This is a genomic window from Nitrosomonas sp. ANs5 (assembly GCF_050584665.1).
Classification (GTDB): Bacteria; Pseudomonadota; Gammaproteobacteria; order Burkholderiales; family Nitrosomonadaceae; genus Nitrosomonas.
Map to the genome: position 1 here is coordinate 1 of NZ_JBEUDO010000055.1, position 18,930 is coordinate 18,930.

Annotated in this window: 12 protein-coding genes; 1 reads left to right on the forward strand and 11 read right to left on the reverse strand. The window is 51.2% G+C overall.

The features are described from left to right. Positions 1-158: 158 nt before the first annotated feature. The 11 genes from ABTW62_RS11500 to ABTW62_RS11550 all read right to left on the reverse strand — a co-directional run bounded on the left by ABTW62_RS11500 (position 159) and on the right by ABTW62_RS11550 (position 16,018). Positions 159-3,089, reverse strand: a complete 2,931-nt coding sequence (locus ABTW62_RS11500) for an EAL domain-containing protein (RefSeq protein WP_430904723.1) — start codon at positions 3,087-3,089, stop codon at positions 159-161. 10 nt (positions 3,090-3,099) lie between these two features. Next, positions 3,100-4,347, reverse strand: coding sequence for a hypothetical protein (locus ABTW62_RS11505; protein ID WP_430904724.1), 1,248 nt, complete (start codon positions 4,345-4,347; stop codon positions 3,100-3,102). Then, positions 4,313-4,768 carry a hypothetical protein gene (locus tag ABTW62_RS11510; RefSeq protein WP_430904725.1) on the reverse strand — a complete coding sequence of 152 codons (456 nt, stop codon included), beginning with the start codon at positions 4,766-4,768 and terminating at the stop codon, positions 4,313-4,315. Before ABTW62_RS11510 ends, ABTW62_RS11505 begins: the two co-directional genes overlap by 35 nt. A gap of 19 nt (positions 4,769-4,787) precedes the next feature. After that, complete coding sequence (locus ABTW62_RS11515; protein WP_430904726.1) at positions 4,788-5,579, reverse strand: PEP-CTERM/exosortase system-associated acyltransferase; 792 nt, start codon at positions 5,577-5,579, stop codon at positions 4,788-4,790. A gap of 291 nt (positions 5,580-5,870) precedes the next feature. Then, positions 5,871-7,724, reverse strand: a complete 1,854-nt coding sequence (locus ABTW62_RS11520; RefSeq protein ID WP_430904727.1) for an asparagine synthetase B family protein — start codon at positions 7,722-7,724, stop codon at positions 5,871-5,873. Between the two features lie 195 nt (positions 7,725-7,919). Then, a complete protein-coding gene (locus tag ABTW62_RS11525) occupies positions 7,920-9,155 on the reverse strand; it encodes a pyridoxal-dependent decarboxylase, exosortase A system-associated (protein ID WP_430904728.1) in 1,236 nt (411 codons plus the stop codon). Then, positions 9,152-10,738: an acyl-CoA ligase (AMP-forming), exosortase A system-associated gene (locus tag ABTW62_RS11530; RefSeq protein WP_430904729.1), complete on the reverse strand. Its 1,587-nt coding sequence runs from the start codon at positions 10,736-10,738 to the stop codon at positions 9,152-9,154. The genes ABTW62_RS11525 and ABTW62_RS11530 overlap by 4 nt, the downstream gene beginning before the upstream one ends. Before the next feature lie 187 nt (positions 10,739-10,925). Next, the gene (prsR, locus tag ABTW62_RS11535) at positions 10,926-12,278 is read right to left on the reverse strand and encodes a PEP-CTERM-box response regulator transcription factor (RefSeq protein WP_430904730.1); all 1,353 of its coding nucleotides are present in this window, start codon (positions 12,276-12,278) and stop codon (positions 10,926-10,928) included. Between the two features lie 231 nt (positions 12,279-12,509). Then, a complete protein-coding gene (locus ABTW62_RS11540; RefSeq protein WP_430904731.1) occupies positions 12,510-13,004 on the reverse strand; it encodes a hypothetical protein in 495 nt (164 codons plus the stop codon). Between the two features lie 15 nt (positions 13,005-13,019). Beyond that, complete coding sequence (locus ABTW62_RS11545) at positions 13,020-15,404, reverse strand: penicillin acylase family protein (RefSeq protein ID WP_430904732.1); 2,385 nt, start codon at positions 15,402-15,404, stop codon at positions 13,020-13,022. Positions 15,405-15,517: 113 nt separating this feature from the next. Continuing rightward, on the reverse strand, positions 15,518-16,018 hold the full coding sequence (locus tag ABTW62_RS11550) for a DUF1499 domain-containing protein (protein ID WP_430904733.1): 501 nt from the start codon (positions 16,016-16,018) through the stop codon (positions 15,518-15,520). A gap of 945 nt (positions 16,019-16,963) precedes the next feature. Between ABTW62_RS11550 and ABTW62_RS11555 the strand changes: the two genes are divergently transcribed. Then, positions 16,964-18,817, forward strand: a complete 1,854-nt coding sequence (locus tag ABTW62_RS11555; protein ID WP_430904734.1) for an ABC-F family ATP-binding cassette domain-containing protein — start codon at positions 16,964-16,966, stop codon at positions 18,815-18,817. The last annotated feature ends 113 nt before the right edge of the window (positions 18,818-18,930 follow it).

Below are 18,930 nucleotides of genomic sequence, written 5' to 3' on the forward strand. Positions count from 1 at the left end.
GGTGCCACGTCTCTCATAACCTCAACTTCTCAAACCGCCCGGTGCGGACCCGCATGCCGGGTGGTGTGGCAGGGGCGCAGCTTATAATGGCTGCCCCCTATGCCGATGCCCGAGTAAGGGCCTGTAAACTTTATTCAGACTTGATTGCGGCAGATCTTTCAGTTTTTAGAGATGGGGAAGAAGTTGTCTGCCGGCGCCGGCTTGCCAATATGGTAGCCCTGAGCAAAATCAATATCCATACTTTCCAGCATATCCAGGATGGCCTGATTTTCGACAAACTCGGCTGTAATTTTTTTGCCAAAACCTTTTGCAACGCTACACAAGGCACTGACCAGTATCCTGTCATCAGGATTGCTGGCGAGATTGCGAATGAAAGAACCATCGATCTTGACAGCATCGACCGGTAATTCCCGTAAATAATAGAAAGATGAAAAGCCAACCCCAAAATCATCCAGAACAAATCCGCAACCAAGTTTTTTCAGATCGCGCAGTAGGCTGCGAGTGCCGGGCAAATTATCCAGGGCTGCTGTTTCCGTAATTTCAAACATCAATAGCGTAGGATCGATGCCGCAAGCTGAAATTGTCTGGCTGATAACCGGCAGTAATTCCGGGTCGTTGAAGGCATGCGCAGATAAATTAATTGACAGTCCGATTGGCCGGTTTGCCTTCTGATTGATTCTGCCCGCCAGTGCTACCGCTTTGCGGAGCACCATATGGTCGATTTTGTGGATGAGTCCGGTATGTTCCGCTGCCGGGATGAAGGCGGCCGGTGAATGTATCGTCCCATCTTCGTCCTGCATGCGTAGCAACACTTCATAATGATTGATCGTCTTGTCATGCAGTGACAGGATGGGTTGCAGATGAAGCTGATAGCGGTCGTGCAGATTGGCGTACTCGATTTTTTCCTTCCAGTAGACCAGCGTGTGAACACGTTCGCGTGTTTGGTCGGTATTGGAAAATAAGTGCCAGGTGCCACGGCCGGTTTCCTTGGCCTGGTACATGGCCAGGTCAGCCGCTGCGAGCAGGTCGTGCACATTGTTGCCATGTTCAGGGAAGAGGGCAATCCCGATGCTTGCCGCGATGTTGTGGGTCCTGCCGTTTAGCGCCAGCTGTGTTTCACTCAAGCGGTTGAGAATCTTTTTGGCAACTTCGATGGCGGCTTCTGGCGTAATTTCTGGCAGTATGACCGCAAACTCGTCTCCGCCCAGTCTGCCGGAGATATCTGCTGTGCGAATGGTGCGTGAAAGCATGTCGGATACCATTTTGAGCAAGGCGTCGCCTGCCTGGTGGCCGCTGGTATCATTAATATACTTAAACCGGTCCAGGTCAAAAAATAATAACGCCCCGGGATGTTGATAACGCTCGGCCCAACTGAGAATCTGTTCCAGCTCTTCGCTGAAACGGCGCCGGTTATAAAGATTGGTCAATGGGTCGTGGTCAGCCAGCCATGCCAAATGGCCTTCCACACGTTTGTATTCGGTGATATCGAGACCTACCGATAAAACCATGGAAGGATCTTCCCCGGCATGCCAGGTTAAACGTGAATGCAGCCAGGCAATATGCCGTTTTGAATCATCCTTGCAGAGCACTACGGCTTCGTGCCGCAACTGTTCGCGCAGCCCCTGCCGGATTTCCAGCATATGCCCATCCAGATTATAATGTTCGCTGTCGGGTGCCAGTAATTCTAGGAAATATCTGCCTTGCAATTCCTGTTCGCTGTAGCGTGTCAGCATCTCGCCGTAAGCATTCAACATGACTATTTTTCCATCGGCGTCTTGTGTGAGAACGATCACCTGCGCGGTATCCAGCAAGTTCTCTATAAAATCCTTTTCTTTGCTGAGCTCGTCTCGCTGATTGATAAGCATCTTGGTGCGATAGGCTACTTGTTTCTCCAGTTTCTCGAGTCTTTGGGAAAGCGTCAGCGACGCTTCGTACAGCAGATCGATTTCGTCTTCCAACAGGCGTTTACGTTGATGGGAGGCGAGTGCACTGCGAAAGCCGCCAAAACCGCCCCCAGCCAGCAGTGGCAGAATGGATACCAAATGCTTGAGCCGGGAAAGCGGCCGGGAGAGTACGCTGAACAAAATGATTTCTGAGAGTACGAGCCCAATCAGGCCAATAATGACAATACGCCAGATAGAGTCCTGAATTGCCCGAACAGTGTCGGTGACTTCGGTGACGATAACCAGCTGTGCCTGATCGGAGGCGCGGATGCCATGCAGGGGCAGCAATCTGATCTGGTGATGCCGGTCATTCCATTTATTTTGTATGCCTTGCCCGATGTTTTCAAAATCGGGATGTTTTTTCGCTACCTTGTTCAGAATGGCAAGATTTCTCTTGCTGTCCGTCAGTGCAGTAATACGTACGTTCCATTCAGGGATACGCATGTTGGTGTCCGAGGGGGTGTCGTAGGCATTTTCTTTTTGCTTGATGAATAAGCCGATATCGGAACCAGAAGCACGCCTGAAATTGAGGAATACGTCAATCAGCGATGAGCCGATAGCAATTACCCCAACCCGCGTGCCATTGATCAGAAGCGGTTCAATGGTATATTGCGTGCAACTTTCAACGCAGATCATTGGGGTAGCGGGCTGCTCGCGTGAATTGACTTCCCGGACATGCTCAAGTATGAGATTGTCGCGGTATCCATTGGCTTCGAAATTGCTCCAGCTTGCCAGCAGCGATTCGGACGCATCATAAAAACGTACATCTTCTATGTCGTTCTGGATCTGAAAGAGCGTCCAGTAACGATCAAAGGATGCAAGTATTTGTTCCGGATTTGCTGCCAGCAAGCTGTTTTCCATGCCTTTCAAGTAAGGAATGATTCGAATCAGTTCGTGTAAATTCTCGGCGCTGCGTCCGATCAGGCTCTCGACTTCCCTGGCATAGCGCTGATATTGCGTCTCCCTTTGCTGTTCGATGCTATCCAGCAGGCTCTGGTAGTTGATCACACTGAACGTTGTCACCACGAGCAACAAAATCAGACTGCTCAATGTGGAAATTTTCCAGCTCAAGCCGACGAACGCCCGGGATGACTGAGGACTGGTTTTTGTTGAGACGATCGAATTCTCGGAAATAACCTGTTTCATAGGGCGATAATCAGAATCGGTAGGAAGCCTGGAAAGCAAACAAGTTCCAATGTTTGCCAGCTTGAGTAAGATCGGTGTTATCTAATGGCGAGAGCCATGCAGTACCAGTAATCCGATGGTATTCAGCGCTTAACATGATGGCAGGCGTGGCATTCCAGCGCAGACCAAAAGTTAAATCCCTGGCGAATCGATTATGTGTGGGGCGCCCAGTCAACTCATTGAACTTCTTGCCACTGCGATCTTTTCTGTCAGTAAACAATACATCGTACCGCAATACGGTCTCCCAGTTGGAGAAGAAGCGGTAGATGCCCTGAAGATAAATGCTTTCACCGGTGAATTTTTGCTCAAGTGCTGGCACACCAAAGCCCTGTAAATGAAACATGCGCAAGGCGTATTCGGAAGTCACACTCCAATGCTCTGCATTATATTGCGCGGATAAAATCAAGGGTGTAAATTTGAGTGAGCCCGAGTCGAGCGGATCATTGTGCCCCGGATCGTAGCCCGCATTAACTTGAGCACCACTGAACGCTAATCGGAACCGCCCGTCAGCCTGCTCATAAAGTATACGGCCAATGTATGAGAGCCTGGTTTTAAGATCTCCTAACCGGCCTGATCCAAGGATGGAAACTTCGGTATCACGATCATTTACTTGCGGAAAAACTGTGCCAAATTGAGCAGTAATATTGCCCCAGTCCGCGCGCGATTCACCATAGACCTGGGCGCCATCCGAAGCCAGCGCGAGATTGCGCGTGCGATCAAAGTAAATCGACTGGGGTAGCAGTATGCTCGGGCGGGTAAAGGGCACATCGCGCGTATCGTTATAGAATCCCAATGGATTCTTCATGCGGCCCAAGCGAGCGCCGAACTCTTTAGCGGGTGTATTGATGAAATTATAATCGAGGAAGCCGAAATCGATGCGGATACCGCCCTTGCTGCCTTCACCCGCACTACGGTGCAGTAATTGCCCAGATAGTTGTAGCTTTGATAGTGGACGCAGTGAAGCGGTCAAGCCGACTTCCCGGAAATCAAAACTGCCATCACCCGTACTTTTGCCAAAAAAATTATTTTTGTTCGTTTTGATATAGCCTTGACTGAGAAAACCATGTACACGCAGCTGGTTTAGATTGTCTGAATCCGGAAGTTCGTCGGCAAAACTCTGGGGGGACGAAAGGACAAAGACCAGTGCTGTACAGCCCAACAAGGCCGTGGTGGAGGATTTGTTGTTATTGATCGACATGGACAATTTGGACGCTATCATCAATCTTGGTTCCACTTAAATAACCAATTGCTCCCGGTGTAGTTGAAACACGCAGCCGCATTTCTTCTTCCGATTGCACTGTGATCGGTGCCTGACCGGTTCCGGAGAAAATCAAACGGTCCCATGCGGCGCGCAACTGATAAGGAAAAATATTGAGCTTCTGTTTGGCAAACAGGCTGTGTAACGGTGCATCGTCAGGCAGGACAAAAACCCTGATCGGGAGACCATCCTGCCACGTTCTCAAGCGCATGCCGAAAATGGAACGCAACAAGTTTTTGGAAAGATGTTCGGTGTTGACGCTTGGGTGAACGACGGTCTCGACTGTATTGTCAGCCGGCAAGACATTGCCGGCGAAGAAGAAACTGGCCAGCAGCATAAGCACAAAGATGCGTCGTTGGCAGCAGTCAAGAATTTCCGTCACAGTATAGTATCAATAATGATTATCGCGTTGCGCGGATGTAATGGGTGTCTGATTCTGGTAACCAGTTAGCGCGTATCAATGTGAGGTCGACGGGCCAGATATTTCCATGGTCCGTGACGAGCTCCCAAATTGCTCTATGGTCCCGGTGCATTCTTTCCAGTACATCGAGCAAACAAGCATGGTAAGGACAGCGGATGCCATGATAGTTGATCGATGGGCCGATAGGGTTGAGCTGTAAACCGTAAAATCCTAGCAACCTATTTAAGGCAGGATCCATGGACGAGAGCCAGTAATAGATATTGTGCTGAGCACATAGCCTTATAATCCCAACCGCGAGTCCCAGTGACGGGTGAGGACAACGCCGGCGTTCCTGGAGCTTGTGTGCTGGATTGGTGGATTGGGGGGGCATATGGAGCTTGCTTCTGCGTCTGAAGAAGTCGCTGAGAACAGCGAAGCGTGATATTTCGGCAGTATGCTGACGAGATGTTTCGTTTAGAGCAAAGCCCGGAAAAAAACGGGTATGCAATTCGGTTGGGAATTTTTTGTGAAGCTGTTCCCTGTCGGGAAGGATGAGCCGCGCGGTTCCTAAAAAAATTCCGGTTGGCCGGTGGCGCAGCAAAATATGAACCGAACGTTTATCGTACTCATCACTTTCCAGTTCATCAGGAAATTTTGTTTTGCTGAAGTCTGGGAAGGTGTTATGTACACATAGAATTCGGAAGCGTAAATTAAAAACTTCTTTAAGCAACTCTTCGGTATCAGCGGTTACGATTTCAAAATATTGATGGAAAGCTGCTTCGATATCGTTCATGACGCTCTCTTGGCGAAGTATTATTTAAAATGAAATCGATAGATTCAGACTGAGTAAACTCTATTTTATGACGCAGACCCGGTTTCAATTCAGTGAATATGTTCGTGATTTGCCTTTATTTTTTTTAAATCTCAGGGCTGGCAGTTTGATCAACCGCGCATATTCCTGACATACCCATGGCATTATCAGCGTTTGTTCTTCAATTAATATGTCGTCATAATGAGACATGAAATTAATTCTTGCAATCTATCATGATTTGATATCGAAGATAAAAGAAAATCAATCAAATTATCAATTTGATCCTGGAAGGTGTTGCTTGTGCCAGTATTCCATCATCATTAGCAGCCATACCATGGTGCCATGGTAGCTTGCATGCTCATGCAAATGTTGATCAAGTAGTTGATCAATGAAGTCCGGGCGCACGATATGGCGTGATTTTAGATCGCTCAGGCTGTCCGCAGCGATTTCTCTCAAAGGTTTATGTGATTGCAGCCAGACCCCAAATGGCAAGCCAAAGCCGTGTTTTTGTTTGGCAATGATTTCGTCCGGTAAAAAGCCACGTAATGCCTGCTTGAAGAAATAACGTAACTGAGTACCTTTCAATTTCTGCTGGGGTGGCAATTTACAAGAAAAGGCTGTGATTTGATCACTGATAAGCGGGAAAGCGACTTCCATGCCCGCCAGCTGGCAGGCTTGCACAACCTTGGGGAGGTCGTTGTCCGCAAGTGTGAATTTCCAGTCGAATGCAAGCATGCGATTGATTAAACTGCGCGCCTCGGTCTCGTGATAAGTGTGCTCGAGCATTGTGGCAGGCTGCTGCGGGTTAATTTGAGCGAGAAACTCCTGGGAGAATACCGATTCGAACCCATAACGCATCAGCAAATTATAGGTCTCCATTCGGTGCGGCATCGGTACTGTTGCTTGTGCCACGTAGCTGCGTGCTTTGCGGGCAAGATTCAGGCCAATATCCGGTGAAATGGATAACAGCAGTGGCGACAGCAACTGGTTTCTCAGCGATGCTGGAATCTTTTCGTAGAGCGAGAAAATATATTGTTTGGCATAGCGTTCATTTCCGCCGAACAATTCATCGCCACCGTCGCCGCCAAGCAACAGATCAAGCCCATCATTTTTCGCCATGCGTGCGCAATAATAGGCGGGTATGGCCGAGGCATTGCCAAACGGCTGATCGAAAATGGCGGCAATTTTTGGAATGGTCGCGACCACATCGTCAGGTGTGACATAGTATTCGTGATGATCGGTCGAGAAATGGCGGGCTGCAATACGTGCATAATGCATTTCATCGTAACCCGTCGCTTCAAAGCCGATCGAATAGGTCTTGGCAGGCGCGCCGGATATTTCCGTCAGTATGCCAGCCACGGTCGAACTGTCGGTGCCCCCACTCAGAAAAGCACCGACTCGCTGGTATTGTGTCACTTCTCTGATGCTTTCTTTGAGCAGAGATAGGAATTCTTGTTTGAGGTCCAGGAAGGGGCGATTCAGATCTTCATCGAATTTCACACGCGTATAACGCTTGCGCTCAATGCGCCCAGCCTGGAAATGCAGAGACTCGCCGGGTAGCAGACGATTCTGCGCCTGATAAATCGTCCCAGGGCCCGGTATCATGTGAAAATACAGATAGTTGAACAGCCCTTGTGGATCGATTTGTGAATTGGCTTGTGGATGGCCAAGCAAGGCATCGGTGGATGTGCCGAACAAAATGCCTTTATTCAGCATTTGGTAATAGAGCGTGCGCGTTCCCAAGGGATCGGTGGCAAGTACGACTTCTTGCAAATCGCTGTCCAAAATGCTGCAGACGAATTCTCCGGCAACTTCTGAGAATATTTTTTCCCTGTTCTGACGCCATTGCTCAGCCAGAACCGCGGCAATGCCTTTTGCTTGTGCACGGTCCTGTAACGTCTCATCCCTGAATTTTATTCTGCCCCATACACCGACTACCAGGCCGTTTGCCTCGTGCAGATGCGCATGGCTGGGTTTGGCGGCGACTGTCAGCGCAAAATTATTTTTGGCGATGGTTTGTGCAGGGCTGCCATCGAAACGAACCAGTGGATTGCGCGTGCGTTCGCTGATCTGCTGGTTTCGGGTTGCTGTAGAGCCCACTTCCAGCCAACCACATATGCCGCTCATGTCATCTCCTTGTCTTTATTATCTATTTGATATGACGGTTAAGTCAGTTTTCCTGGGTATCCCAGAAAATAACAATTTATGCTTTTTATAACAATTATTTCTAGCATTATACGAGCTTCCCTGGCAGGCAGAGAACAGTGGTGCGTATGCCCGGATTGTTGCTCAGGGAAGCGTGGTCAAAGTGTTCGCGATTGCTTAAACCAAAACTTCCATTGGGGGAGGGTGGCTAAGAAAAGAGGTGGGGCTGGCGGTCAGTCCATAGGCACCGGACTGAAAGACGACAATGAGGTCTCCTGGTTCGGCCTTGGACAGCTTCATCCGGTCAGCGAGTAAATCAAGCGGCGTGCAGAGCGGCCCGACTACTGAAGCTATTTCAGTTTCAGTCATATGCATTTTGTTTCCGACAGCAACCGGGTAATTTTTGCGGATCACCTGACCAAAGTTGCCGGATGCCGCCAGATGATGATGCAGGCCGCCGTTCGTCACCAAAAATATTTGTCCTCTTGATATTTTTTTTTCGAGCACCTGGCAGACATAAATGCCTGCTTCCGCAACGATATAGCGACCCAGTTCGATCACAAACCGGGTATCCGGCAATGATGGTTTGATTGCCATCAGCAACCGGGCCAGGTTGGCCCCTACTGCGCCGAGGTCAAGCGGGGTATCTCCGGGGAAATAGGGGACACCAAATCCACCGCCGATATTGATGCAGCGGACTGGTATGGGCGAAATCGAGGCCAGTTGCATGCCGAGTTGCAGGGTTTTTTCATGCGCTTCCTGGATTGCTTCTACCCTCAGATTCTGAGAGCCGCTGAAGATATGCAATCCTTCGAACGCCAGCTTCAGTGCCGCGATACGGTTCAGGACAGCTGGGACGCGTTCAGCGTCAATACCGAATTGCTTGGATCCTCCCCCCATCTTCATGCCGGACGCTTTTAACTCGAAGTCGGGATTGACGCGTATGGCCACTTTGGGGTGAAACCCCGTTTCATTGGCCAGTTCGGCGATATGTTCCAGCTCGGGTTCCGATTCCACGTTCAGAATGATTCCGGCTGCAATGGCGCAGGCGAGTTCATGCCGGCTTTTGCCAGGCCCTGCAAAGCTGATATTTTCAGGAGAGACGCCTGCATTGAGTGCCACCTGCATTTCTCCCGCTGAAGCAACATCAATACCATCCATCAAGCCTGCCAGGTGTTGTACGACAGCAGGCATGGGATTGGCCTTCATTGCGTAATGCAGGTGTATGTGGGGGGGCAAGTGCTGTCTCAGGGAATTGACGCGGGCGGTAATCAGTTGCCGGTCATAGGCGTAAAAAGGCGTGGATCCGACTCGCTGGGCCAAGCGTGTGAGAGGCATATTGCCAATGACCAGGCAGTGATCCTGCACGGGAAATTGGGTCATGGGCGCATGTTCTGGATGGGCAGTCTTCATGTTTTTGCTGTGATGAAAGCTTGTTCAAATGTCGTAGCCAGGCTTTTGCGGTCAATTTTTCCGTTTGGATTGCGCGGCAGGCTGGCTTGCCTCAATTCGATGAGGCTGGGCAACATGAAAGCAGGCAAGTGTTTTTTGCAAGCAGCCAGTAAGATTTCCGGCGATACATCGAGGCCTGCCTTGGGTACTGCAACGACGACGATGGCCTGGCCAAGTGCTGGATGCGGCACGCCAAAAGCTGCGGCCTCGGTCACTCTTTCAGTTGCATAGATCACTTCTTCGACTTCGGTAGGGCTGACGCGATAGCCGGAGGTCTTGATCATGTCATCGCGGCGGCCGATAAAGTATAAATAACCTTCTTCATCCATGCGTACCGTATCGCCTGACCACACCGCAAGTTCCGGGAGGGTCAGGCCGGGTTGACGCGGTGCAAGTGGACGGAAACAGGTGGCTGTTTTATCGGCATCGTTCCAGTAGCCCATTGAAACGAGCGGGCCACGGTGGACAAGTTCGCCTGGTTCGCCTGGCGCACAATGGGAGCCATCCTCTCGTAAAACCATGACTTCAACATTGGGGATGGCTTTGCCCATGGAATCCGGGCGTTTATCTATTTGGTCCGGCGGCAGATAGGTCGAACGGAAGGCTTCGGTCAGGCCATACATCAGAAAGATTTGTGTATTGGGCAAGGCGCCACGCAGGCGCGCCAGGGTCGAGCGTGGCATGGCGCCACCCGAGTTGGTAATGTAGCGCAGGGTATTGATCTCTTGCCAGTCCAGATGTGAAAGCTGTGTCCACAGCGGCGGCACTGCGGCCAGCCCACTGACCTGTTGCTTTTTGATGAGGGTGAGAATATCGCGCGGGAGCAGGTAATTCATCAGAATACTGGTTGCCCCGACATGGAAAGCGGTTGTCAATTGATTCAGGCCATAATCGAAACTGAGTGGCAGAACAGCAAGAATTCGGTCTTCAGCATGATTGCGTAAGTATTGAGAAACACTTTTGGCGCCGGTTACAAGGTTGCGGTGAGAGAGCACTACGCCCTTCGGTTTGCCGGTGCTGCCGGACGTATATAAAATCGCGGCCATATCGCTATCGATACAGTGCGGCGCATGTATCATTCCAAATGGTTTTTGCAGCTGCTGCCAGTGTGCGATTTCGAGCCCGGCAATCAACGGCCATTCCTGCATCTCGCCCACCACGATTATTCTTTGTAAATCATGGCAGTTTGGCAGTACCGATTTGAGTAACGCCAGCCGTTCAGCGGAAGTGACCAGTATCCTGACATTGCAGTCATTGAGAATATAAGAGACTTGTTCGGCTTTGAGCAATGGATTGATTGGTACGAATACCCCGCCTGCGGCAGATGCGCTAAACAAGGCGATGACCGTTTCGAATCGTTTTTCCAGGTAGACCGCCAAGCGTTCTCCACGCTTGAATCCCAATGCTTGCAGGGCACCAGCGGTCGATTGGACCGCACCGGCCAACGTTGGATAGTCCATATGTTGCTTGTGGTCAATCAGCGCATCGGATTGCGCGCCTCTTTCGGCGGATTGGAAAATCAGTTCATGAAAAAGGTTAGGCATGTCTTTAGATCGTTAACTGGCAGTCTTGCCCTGAAAATCAGGCTGAAATTGAGTGTTGAGAAAGGCACATTATCATAAATATTGCGACGCATTTGCCTGATGTACCGACACGCAGTTGCGAGGTCCCGGGACAGATCTATTGTGGCCGCTACAGCGTGCCGGGCAGGGTGCGCTGATATTATGTCATTTACTTGAGTCCATGCCGGTTCATCAAGTCATAAAGCGTGGGCCGGGTGACACCCAGTAGCTCGGCAGCCCTGGCGATATTGCCATCTACTCGGGCTAATGCCTTGATCAGGGTTTCGCATTCGACCTTGTCCCGGACTTCACGCAGCGTCGCGGGTTGCGAAGAAGTGTTGGCAGATTGTAATCCCAAGTCCTCTGCCGTGATTTGAGGGCCTTCCGCCATGATGACCGCGCGCTTGATGCAGTTTTCGATTTCACGCACGTTACCCGGCCAGTGATAGCTATCAATCGCATCCAATGCATCCTGACTGAAATTCAGTGATTGACGTTTTTCTTTGGCATAGAATTGATTCTTGAAGTGGTGGGCTAGCAAGATGGCATCACCGACGCGATCACGCAGTGCGGGAATCGGGATGCTGATTTCGCATAAACGGTAATATAAATCTTCGCGGAAGGTCCCATTCTCGATCATTACCTTCAAATCCCGATGTGTTGCGCAGACGATACGCACATCCATGGGAATTTCTTCTCTTCCTCCTACACGTTCAATCACGCGTTCTTGCAGGAATCTCAATAACTTGGCCTGTAACGAGAGGGGCAGATCACCGACTTCATCCAGGAAGAATGTGCCCTCCTGCGCCAGTTCGATTTTACCCGGCGTTTGTTTGGACGCACCGGTAAAGGCGCCTTTTTCATAACCAAACAACTCCGCTTCCAGCAATGTTTCAGGAATGGCTGCACAATTGACCGCAATCAGGCGTTTCTTTTTTCTGTTGCTGAGTTGATGCAGTGCTTTGGCCAGTACTTCCTTGCCGGTCCCACTTTCTCCCAGCAAGGTCACCGTCACGTCGGACGATGCAACCCGCTCTATTTGCTGGCATATTTTGATCATGTTGGGATCGCCGGTGATGAAATCCGCAATGGGCGAGGCCGAACATGATTGTAGCAATTTCCGGTTTTCGCGTTGCAACTGGTGCAGATAGAAGGCTCTATCCACAATCAGGTTCAGAACACTGGCATCAAAAGGTTTTTGATGAAAATCGTAGGCACCCAAGTCTATCGCTTTTAGAGCATTGGCGCGATTCTGATTGCCTGTTAAAACGATGACCTTGGTGTCAGGGGTCAGTGTCAGAATTTGCTGAAGCGTGGCTAGGCCTTCTGATGCGCCATCTGGATCAGGTGGCAGGCCGAGGTCCATGGTGACGACCGCCGGCTCATGCCGGCGAACCTGCGCCAGCGCACTTTCCCGGTTTGAGGCGACAACCACCTCACAATTATCGAAGCTCCAGCGTAATTGTTTTTGTAGTCCCGGATCATCTTCCACTACGAGCAGTTTTTTTTGGTCCTTGTTCATTTCTATGCTATGAGAAATCGTGTAGCGCCAGCCAACATGGCAATTTTGCAGAAGCGCTTCAAGGTTTGTTGAAACGGTGTGTAAGTTTTATCGACATGTTCCCATAAAAATTAATGGTTGATTCCTGTTTGCAAGAGAGGAAAAGTCCTCTATTAGTGTGTAAACGCTCCCTCCAGTAGTGAATGGTTATTCTATTGGCAACATAAAGTTGCGAGCAACTGAACATCCGGGTTATTCAGCTTCTCTTCCGCGTTTGCCGTGTGGCGGGTGTGCCTGACTGCCTTGGGCGGGCCGCCCGATCCGAATTTGATAGGTTGCGTGACAAGCGACACAGGTTTGCATGGTATCACTTAGCCGTTTTTGAATGGCGCCCGCATTGTTGGTGGATTCGGCCTCCGCTGCGATTTGATCAAAGCCATGGTGTACGCTCATGCCCATTTTCATAAAAGCTTCGGGCAGCACCGAGCGAAGATGGTTTTCCCCTTTATGGGGCATGGCTGTACCCAGTGCACGCGCGTGCCTGGCGACTGCCGTCATGTCCTCTTCGCTCAGTGCCTGTATGATCGCTTGCGTACCCTGTAACAGGGTACGCATTTCGGAGAGGATATGGTGCCGTTGCATGGCGTTGAGCTGGAGCGTTTGTCGTGTATCCGGATCACTGGCCAGGATGGAAGCAGAGAGCATGGCTGACAGTAAGCTCGTTGTGATTAAAAAGAATTTTTTCATGGGAAAAGGCCCTTTTTATGGATGTGGAATTATATTCGTGGGATAGAGTTGCAACGTCCGTTCAGGTGAGCCTGGTAAAAAAGCGCTGCTGTTTCCAGTCACCCAGTCATGGTGGCCGCTGCCATAGTAGGGAGAAAGTGGGTGACCACTTTGCCCGCCAGGCATGTGGAAGATGCCGGATTCCTCTTTGCCGGGGATGATGACAAAACGCAGAGAAGCGCCGAAGCTTTTCACTTGCACACGTGGCATATGGTGATCGCCAGGCAAGGGGTCTGCCGGCATGTCCAGCCATTTTGCGATCCATGCTGGCAGGGCGCGGCTGAGTGGATGCCGGATTTCAGCAGTATTCTGCTCTCCCCAACTGCGCGCGGCAATACCGCCAGATTGGGCTTGCATTTGTTTCGCGATATGTTCTGCACATGCAGCCAGCAAGCCGTTCCAATTGTCGTTGCCTGGCGGCAATAAATGCGGTGGTTGCTGTTCGATCAGTTTCCACACGGCATGTTCGGCCTGGCTCAAGCGCGGGAGCATGAAAGCGGGGAATTTTAGTTTTATCATGGCGGTAAAGCCGCTCAATGCGCGTCTCATGACTTCATGACGGAAGTCGCGAACGATCCGGTAGGCGACCGAGTGAGGCGAGGCTTGGCCATCCCAATCGCGCAACGCTTGCTCTATTTCCACGCGCCAGGCCGCGGTGGAGGGAGCGTTTTGCAGCGTTTGCTCGAGCAAGTGTTTCCAGCGGGTGAGCAGTAGTGCGCGGCTATCCAGTTGGATTGCGAGTAGATCAGCAGGCGAAAAGTGGTCGCGTGCATGCAATTGGTCGCGGATTTGCTTGCTGCGTGCGCCCAGTTCATAACCGCCGTCACCCAGCCGATCAAGCAAATTGCCATCGATCATTCTTGAGTTCCCATTCCAGAGGCGCATGCCCGGCGGGTTCTTGATCAGCGGGTAATGCGTGTGGGCAAGCCAGCCATCCCAGCCGATTGGTTGTCTGCCCCAGTTCGCAGGTAGACTGAAGTCGTAGTTGCCAATGCGTGCAGGTATGCGGCCACCAATCGTCCAGGCAATGTTCCCCTTTCGATCACCGACAATGAAATTTTGTGCAGGGATGCCTGCTTTCTGTGCGATGGTGGCGGCTTGGTCGGCACTGGTCGTCCGTTCAAGTTTGATGAGGTCGAGATTGACGGCGCCTGGCCGGTGTGCTGCCCAGGCCAGCGCCAGCGGTGTGCCGTCATGATCCCTGGCCAGGATGGGTCCCCATTCAGTTTCATGGATTTCCAGCGTTTCATCAGGGGCACCGTTTACGCGCAGTGTTTCCTGCTGGGTTGAGATGGTTTTCCATTCACCATGATTGTAGTAACGGGAAGCATCGGCTGGGTCAAGCGTGATTCTCACCCAATCGGCGAAATCACCATACGCATTTGTAAAGCCCCATGCGATATGCCGGTTAGCGCCAACGACTATGGCCGGGGTACCGGGCAAACTGACACCGTTAATATCAATGGTTTGATGCGGCTGTGCGGGGTCTGGATAAATCAGACGCGTGCGGAACCATAAACTGGGGGTCTGCAAAGGCAAATGCAGATCATTTGCTACCAGTGCGCCACCCGTCGCCAGCGCTCCCGCCACGGCAAAGCTATTGCTGCCGGCTGCGGGCGTTTCTTCAAAATCAATGTCCTGGATAAGATGTTGATCGAGTGTGCGTAAATCGATATCAGTCATTGCAGGATAAGGGGGCCATTTGAAATTCTTGCCGTTCAGTGGCGCATCCCATTCGCCGCCGCTGGCAACCAGAAACCGGTAGGCCGATTCCGGCAATGCCGCATGCATGACCGAAAGTCCCAGCTCGCGATCAATGCTGGCTTCCTGTAGTGTCATATACATCGCTATGACCACCAACAAACTGTCCTCACTGCGCCAGGGATGAGGAGTGGTTTGTGTCAGCAGGTAACCAAATGGGCGTACCCGCAAGCTGTCCAGTCCTTGATTGACGCCATCCCGATACGCTGCAAGCAGGTCACGCTGGTCATCCGGTAATTCCGCCAACATGGCATGGACACGCGCCCGCATGCGGTGTGCGCGATTTCTGCGATCGGCCGGTAATGCTGCGGCACCAAATAATTCTGCCAGCTCGCCCGCAGCTTGACGGCGCAGTAGATCCATTTCGAAGAAGCGCTCTTGGGCATGAATGAAACCTAGGCTGCGTGCCAGATCGGAACGGTTATCGGCGCGCAATGTGACGCTGCCCAGCGCATCTCGTTCGGCTGCTACGGTGCCGTGCAAGCCAGCAAGGGGGTGCTTCCCTTCATAAGCGGGTAGACTGCCTTGCAGGAGCAGCCAAACGAGGGCCAGGCTGGCTATTGCCAGGGCAAACAAAAAGATCAAAAATCTGCGCAACATGTTGTAAGACTCTGGAATGTCGGGTTGAACAAGCTGAAAGGTATGGCAGCGATGAATAAGAGCATTGCGCCATTATTTGCAATACTGGCACAATTTGTTTGCATGATAAATGCTCAGGATGGGTTTGCTAAGGCATCAAGCTGTTTGCGTATCATTTCGATACGTCTGCGATTGACGCCCAGATCACTCTTACCAAGACGCGAGGCAGAGCGTACATGAATAACATTGTGATTGGGTGCGAACCAGAATTCTACATCATCCACGAATTTCAGTAAGGGCGTCGAGAATTGGGCGTAGAGATAATCGGATTTACTTTCGATAAGTTGTGCGCCGGCAGTGGCTTCAATGATTGCCTTGATCAAAGCGAGCGTATTTTGTCCGTCACCATATACGGCCAACGGAGAAATATCGGCATAGTTTTGTTGGGGATGTCCCGGGTAGAGTTTGGCCTGACTGGTCACGCTATTGGGTGTGACAGCGGGTGGCTTGAGTTTGCCGTCGCGAACGCCCAGATCGTCGGGTCTGTTGCCCTTGAATAACCCTGACTGGCCAGCTAGGACGGTGACCAGTACGATCACAGCGATGATGATGAGGCACCATTTAATCAGCAGCATATATCATTCCTTCAAGAAGTACGGGCTCGACCGGCAAACAGTATGTCATGGTATCGATCCGAATGGAATTGGCTAACGGGGAGGGACCGATTGATTCCGATAATTGCAAGTCGTCGGGATGTCACGGTGATCCGGCGCTGGCTGGTTCTTGTATATCATCATCGAGTCCGCGAGGTTGGGCCGCAGCAAGATGTCCACAATTCCTGTGGATAAGTTTGTGTGTTGTTTGGTAATTCACATACTAACATCATCTTTTCGAAAGCAATTTGGCGATTTGCCAAAATTTTGAGCAAATATACTTATCTTTAAAAAACAGCTAGTTATGTGTTGTCTCGGAGCTATCCAGGGCTGGTTGCCGGTTGCTTGCTGCTGAATGATAGGTGTGGATTGTTTGAGTAATATCAGGCAAAATTGGCAAATAAAACATAGTAATAAGCCGTTTGATGGATGGGCCTGATTCCTGTTTCATTCGGGCTAGGCAAAGTTGCTGCCTGCCGTCCGTCAATTGAGCTGTTCATGGAATTTAGGGCACCTCTAAAAATCCATATTTCGTCACAATACGTCGTTGTTCACAAAAAATGTCTCCTAACATATCCATCATATGCTGTGTCAATATTTTTTATTCTCGCCTCGTCTTGTTTAAAACTCTGAATTTTTAGAGGTGCCCTTTAGACAGATTTACGCATAATAACCTAACCCGTCATGGTTTTGCTGCGCGCCAATGTACCCTGCTGCGGGGCGCTCAATGACCCTTCCTGTCGTCTTCTTCATCATAAGCCCGGTCGATGATGTGTTGAATAGGCCTATGAGCTCCCTTGCTGAGAATAGCCTGGAAGCCTGCTTGTTTTTTGTGAATCCGGATAGAAGCGCTGATTGGGATTTACTGAAACTTTGCTTGCGCCAGGATGGGCCGCGCTTAACGAACATAATCTTTATCATTCAGTCATGCTCACAATTCGCAATCTTACTTTTCTGCAAAACGGTGTTCCCCTGTTACATGAGATCAACCTGCAGGTTTTCTCCGGCCAGCGGATTGGCTTGGTGGGCAAGAATGGTTGTGGTAAATCAACGCTGTTTCGCTTGATAAAAGGTGAGATACCGCCCGAACAGGGTGAGATTGCGCTGCAAGCAGGCAAGACAATTACTTCGGTTGAGCAGGAGATTATGGCTTCCGATCAGTCAGCACTTGCTTTCGTGCTGGATGGTGATCTGGAATTGCGCCGGTTGCAAGAGATACTGGCACGCGATACGCATGATGCTGACTGGTTCGATGCACAGCATCGCTTCGAGGGCATCGATGGTTATGGTGCGCAAGCGCGTGCGGCGCAGTTGTTAAATGGACTGGGATTCGCTCAGGAAGCACTGGGCCAGCCGGTCAGGAATTTTTCCGGTGGATGGCGGATGCGCCTCAATCTCGCGCGAGCACTGATGTGCCGCGCAGATTTGCTGCTCCTGGATGAACCAACCAATCACCTCGACCTGGAGGCCATTATGTGGCTGGAGCAATACCTGGCACGTTATCCAGGTAGCTTGATCATGGTCTCGCATGATCGCGAGTTTCTGAATGCCTGCGTCAATCGTATAGCACATATTCACGACCGCGCGCTGGATACCTACAGTGGCAATTACGATGACTTTGAACAGGCACGGGCGGAGCGCATTGCGCAACAAACCCAGGCTTTTCAGCAACAGCAGCAGCAGATTGCGCATATGGAAGATTTTGTGCGCCGCTTCCGTGCCAAGGCAACCAAGGCCAAACAAGCGCAAAGCCGTCTCAAGGCGCTGGAGCGCCTGGTGCGGATTGCGCCCGTGCATGACGGCACGGAACAATATCGATTGAAAATCGAGGCGCCAGAGCGCGGGCCGGATTTATTGCTGCAGGCTGAGGGCGCAAGTTTCAGCTACGACAGCCATAAAATATTTACAGACGTCAATCTTGCCTTACGTGCCGGTGCGCGTGTTGCGCTCATGGGTCCGAATGGTGCGGGCAAGTCGACATTGATTAAGCTGCTGATAGGCGAGCTTCAGCCGACATCCGGCAGCGTGAGTATCCATCCAGATATAAGCACCGGCTATTTTGCCCAACATCAATTGGAACATCTTAGCGGTGACTTGACCCCATTGCAGCATATGCAGCAGCTGGCGCCCAAGCAATCGGAGCTCAATCTGAGAACTTATCTGGGACGCTTTGGCCTGGCGGGGGAGGATGAAAATCGGCCGGTTGCCACATTCTCGGGGGGCGAGAAAAGCCGGTTGGCATTTGCTTTGCTTGCATTCCAGCAACCCCATTTGCTATTGCTGGACGAGCCAACCAATCACCTTGATCTGGACATGCGTGATGCACTGACATTGGCGCTCGAGGAATATACGGGTGCGGTCGTGTTGGTTTCGCATGACCGCAGTCTGATAAGGGCCGTGGCGGATGAGCTGTGGTTGGTGGCGGATGGGGAAGCGCGGCCCTTCGAGGGTGACCTGGTAGATTACAGGCAATGGTTGGAGGGTCGTGGCGCGCTCATGGCGGAGAAATCCAAACCTGCCAAGGTGATCCGCAAGTCCTCTCCGCGTCCCAATAAAAAGGCGCTGCAATCCAGGCAGGCGAAGCTGGACGCATCTTTGTCTGCTGTCCAGGCAGAATTGGCCGCCATCAATCATCAATTGGCCGATCCAGCGACTTACGCCGATTCTCAGTCGGAGAAGATTGCCCGGCTCGACCAGCAGCGTCAGGAACTTGAAACTAAGATTGAAAAACTCGAGGAAGATTGGCTGGCACTGGAACTGGCGATGGAAGCTTGCAAATAGTTGCCAGTCACGTGCATGGGAAAGCGCTGCTTGTGGGGTTGATGCCCGGCATGTCTCCTGGCCAGGATGCGCGCAGCGAACTGTTTGCGTATCGAAACAGCAATAATGGCTAA

Coding starts and splice junctions, on each gene's coding strand:
- ABTW62_RS11520 (WP_430904727.1), bottom strand. CDS start 7,724: ATGAGCGGCATATGTGGTTGGCTGGAAGTGGGCTCTACAGCAACCCGA.
- ABTW62_RS11500 (WP_430904723.1), bottom strand. CDS start 3,089: ATGAAACAGGTTATTTCCGAGAATTCGATCGTCTCAACAAAAACCAGT.
- prsR (WP_430904730.1), bottom strand. CDS start 12,278: ATGAACAAGGACCAAAAAAAACTGCTCGTAGTGGAAGATGATCCGGGA.
- ABTW62_RS11545 (WP_430904732.1), bottom strand. CDS start 15,404: ATGTTGCGCAGATTTTTGATCTTTTTGTTTGCCCTGGCAATAGCCAGC.
- ABTW62_RS11540 (WP_430904731.1), bottom strand. CDS start 13,004: ATGAAAAAATTCTTTTTAATCACAACGAGCTTACTGTCAGCCATGCTC.
- ABTW62_RS11515 (WP_430904726.1), bottom strand. CDS start 5,579: ATGAACGATATCGAAGCAGCTTTCCATCAATATTTTGAAATCGTAACC.
- ABTW62_RS11555 (WP_430904734.1), top strand. CDS start 16,964: ATGCTCACAATTCGCAATCTTACTTTTCTGCAAAACGGTGTTCCCCTG.
- ABTW62_RS11525 (WP_430904728.1), bottom strand. CDS start 9,155: ATGAAGACTGCCCATCCAGAACATGCGCCCATGACCCAATTTCCCGTG.
- ABTW62_RS11505 (WP_430904724.1), bottom strand. CDS start 4,347: ATGATAGCGTCCAAATTGTCCATGTCGATCAATAACAACAAATCCTCC.
- ABTW62_RS11550 (WP_430904733.1), bottom strand. CDS start 16,018: ATGCTGCTGATTAAATGGTGCCTCATCATCATCGCTGTGATCGTACTG.
- ABTW62_RS11530 (WP_430904729.1), bottom strand. CDS start 10,738: ATGCCTAACCTTTTTCATGAACTGATTTTCCAATCCGCCGAAAGAGGC.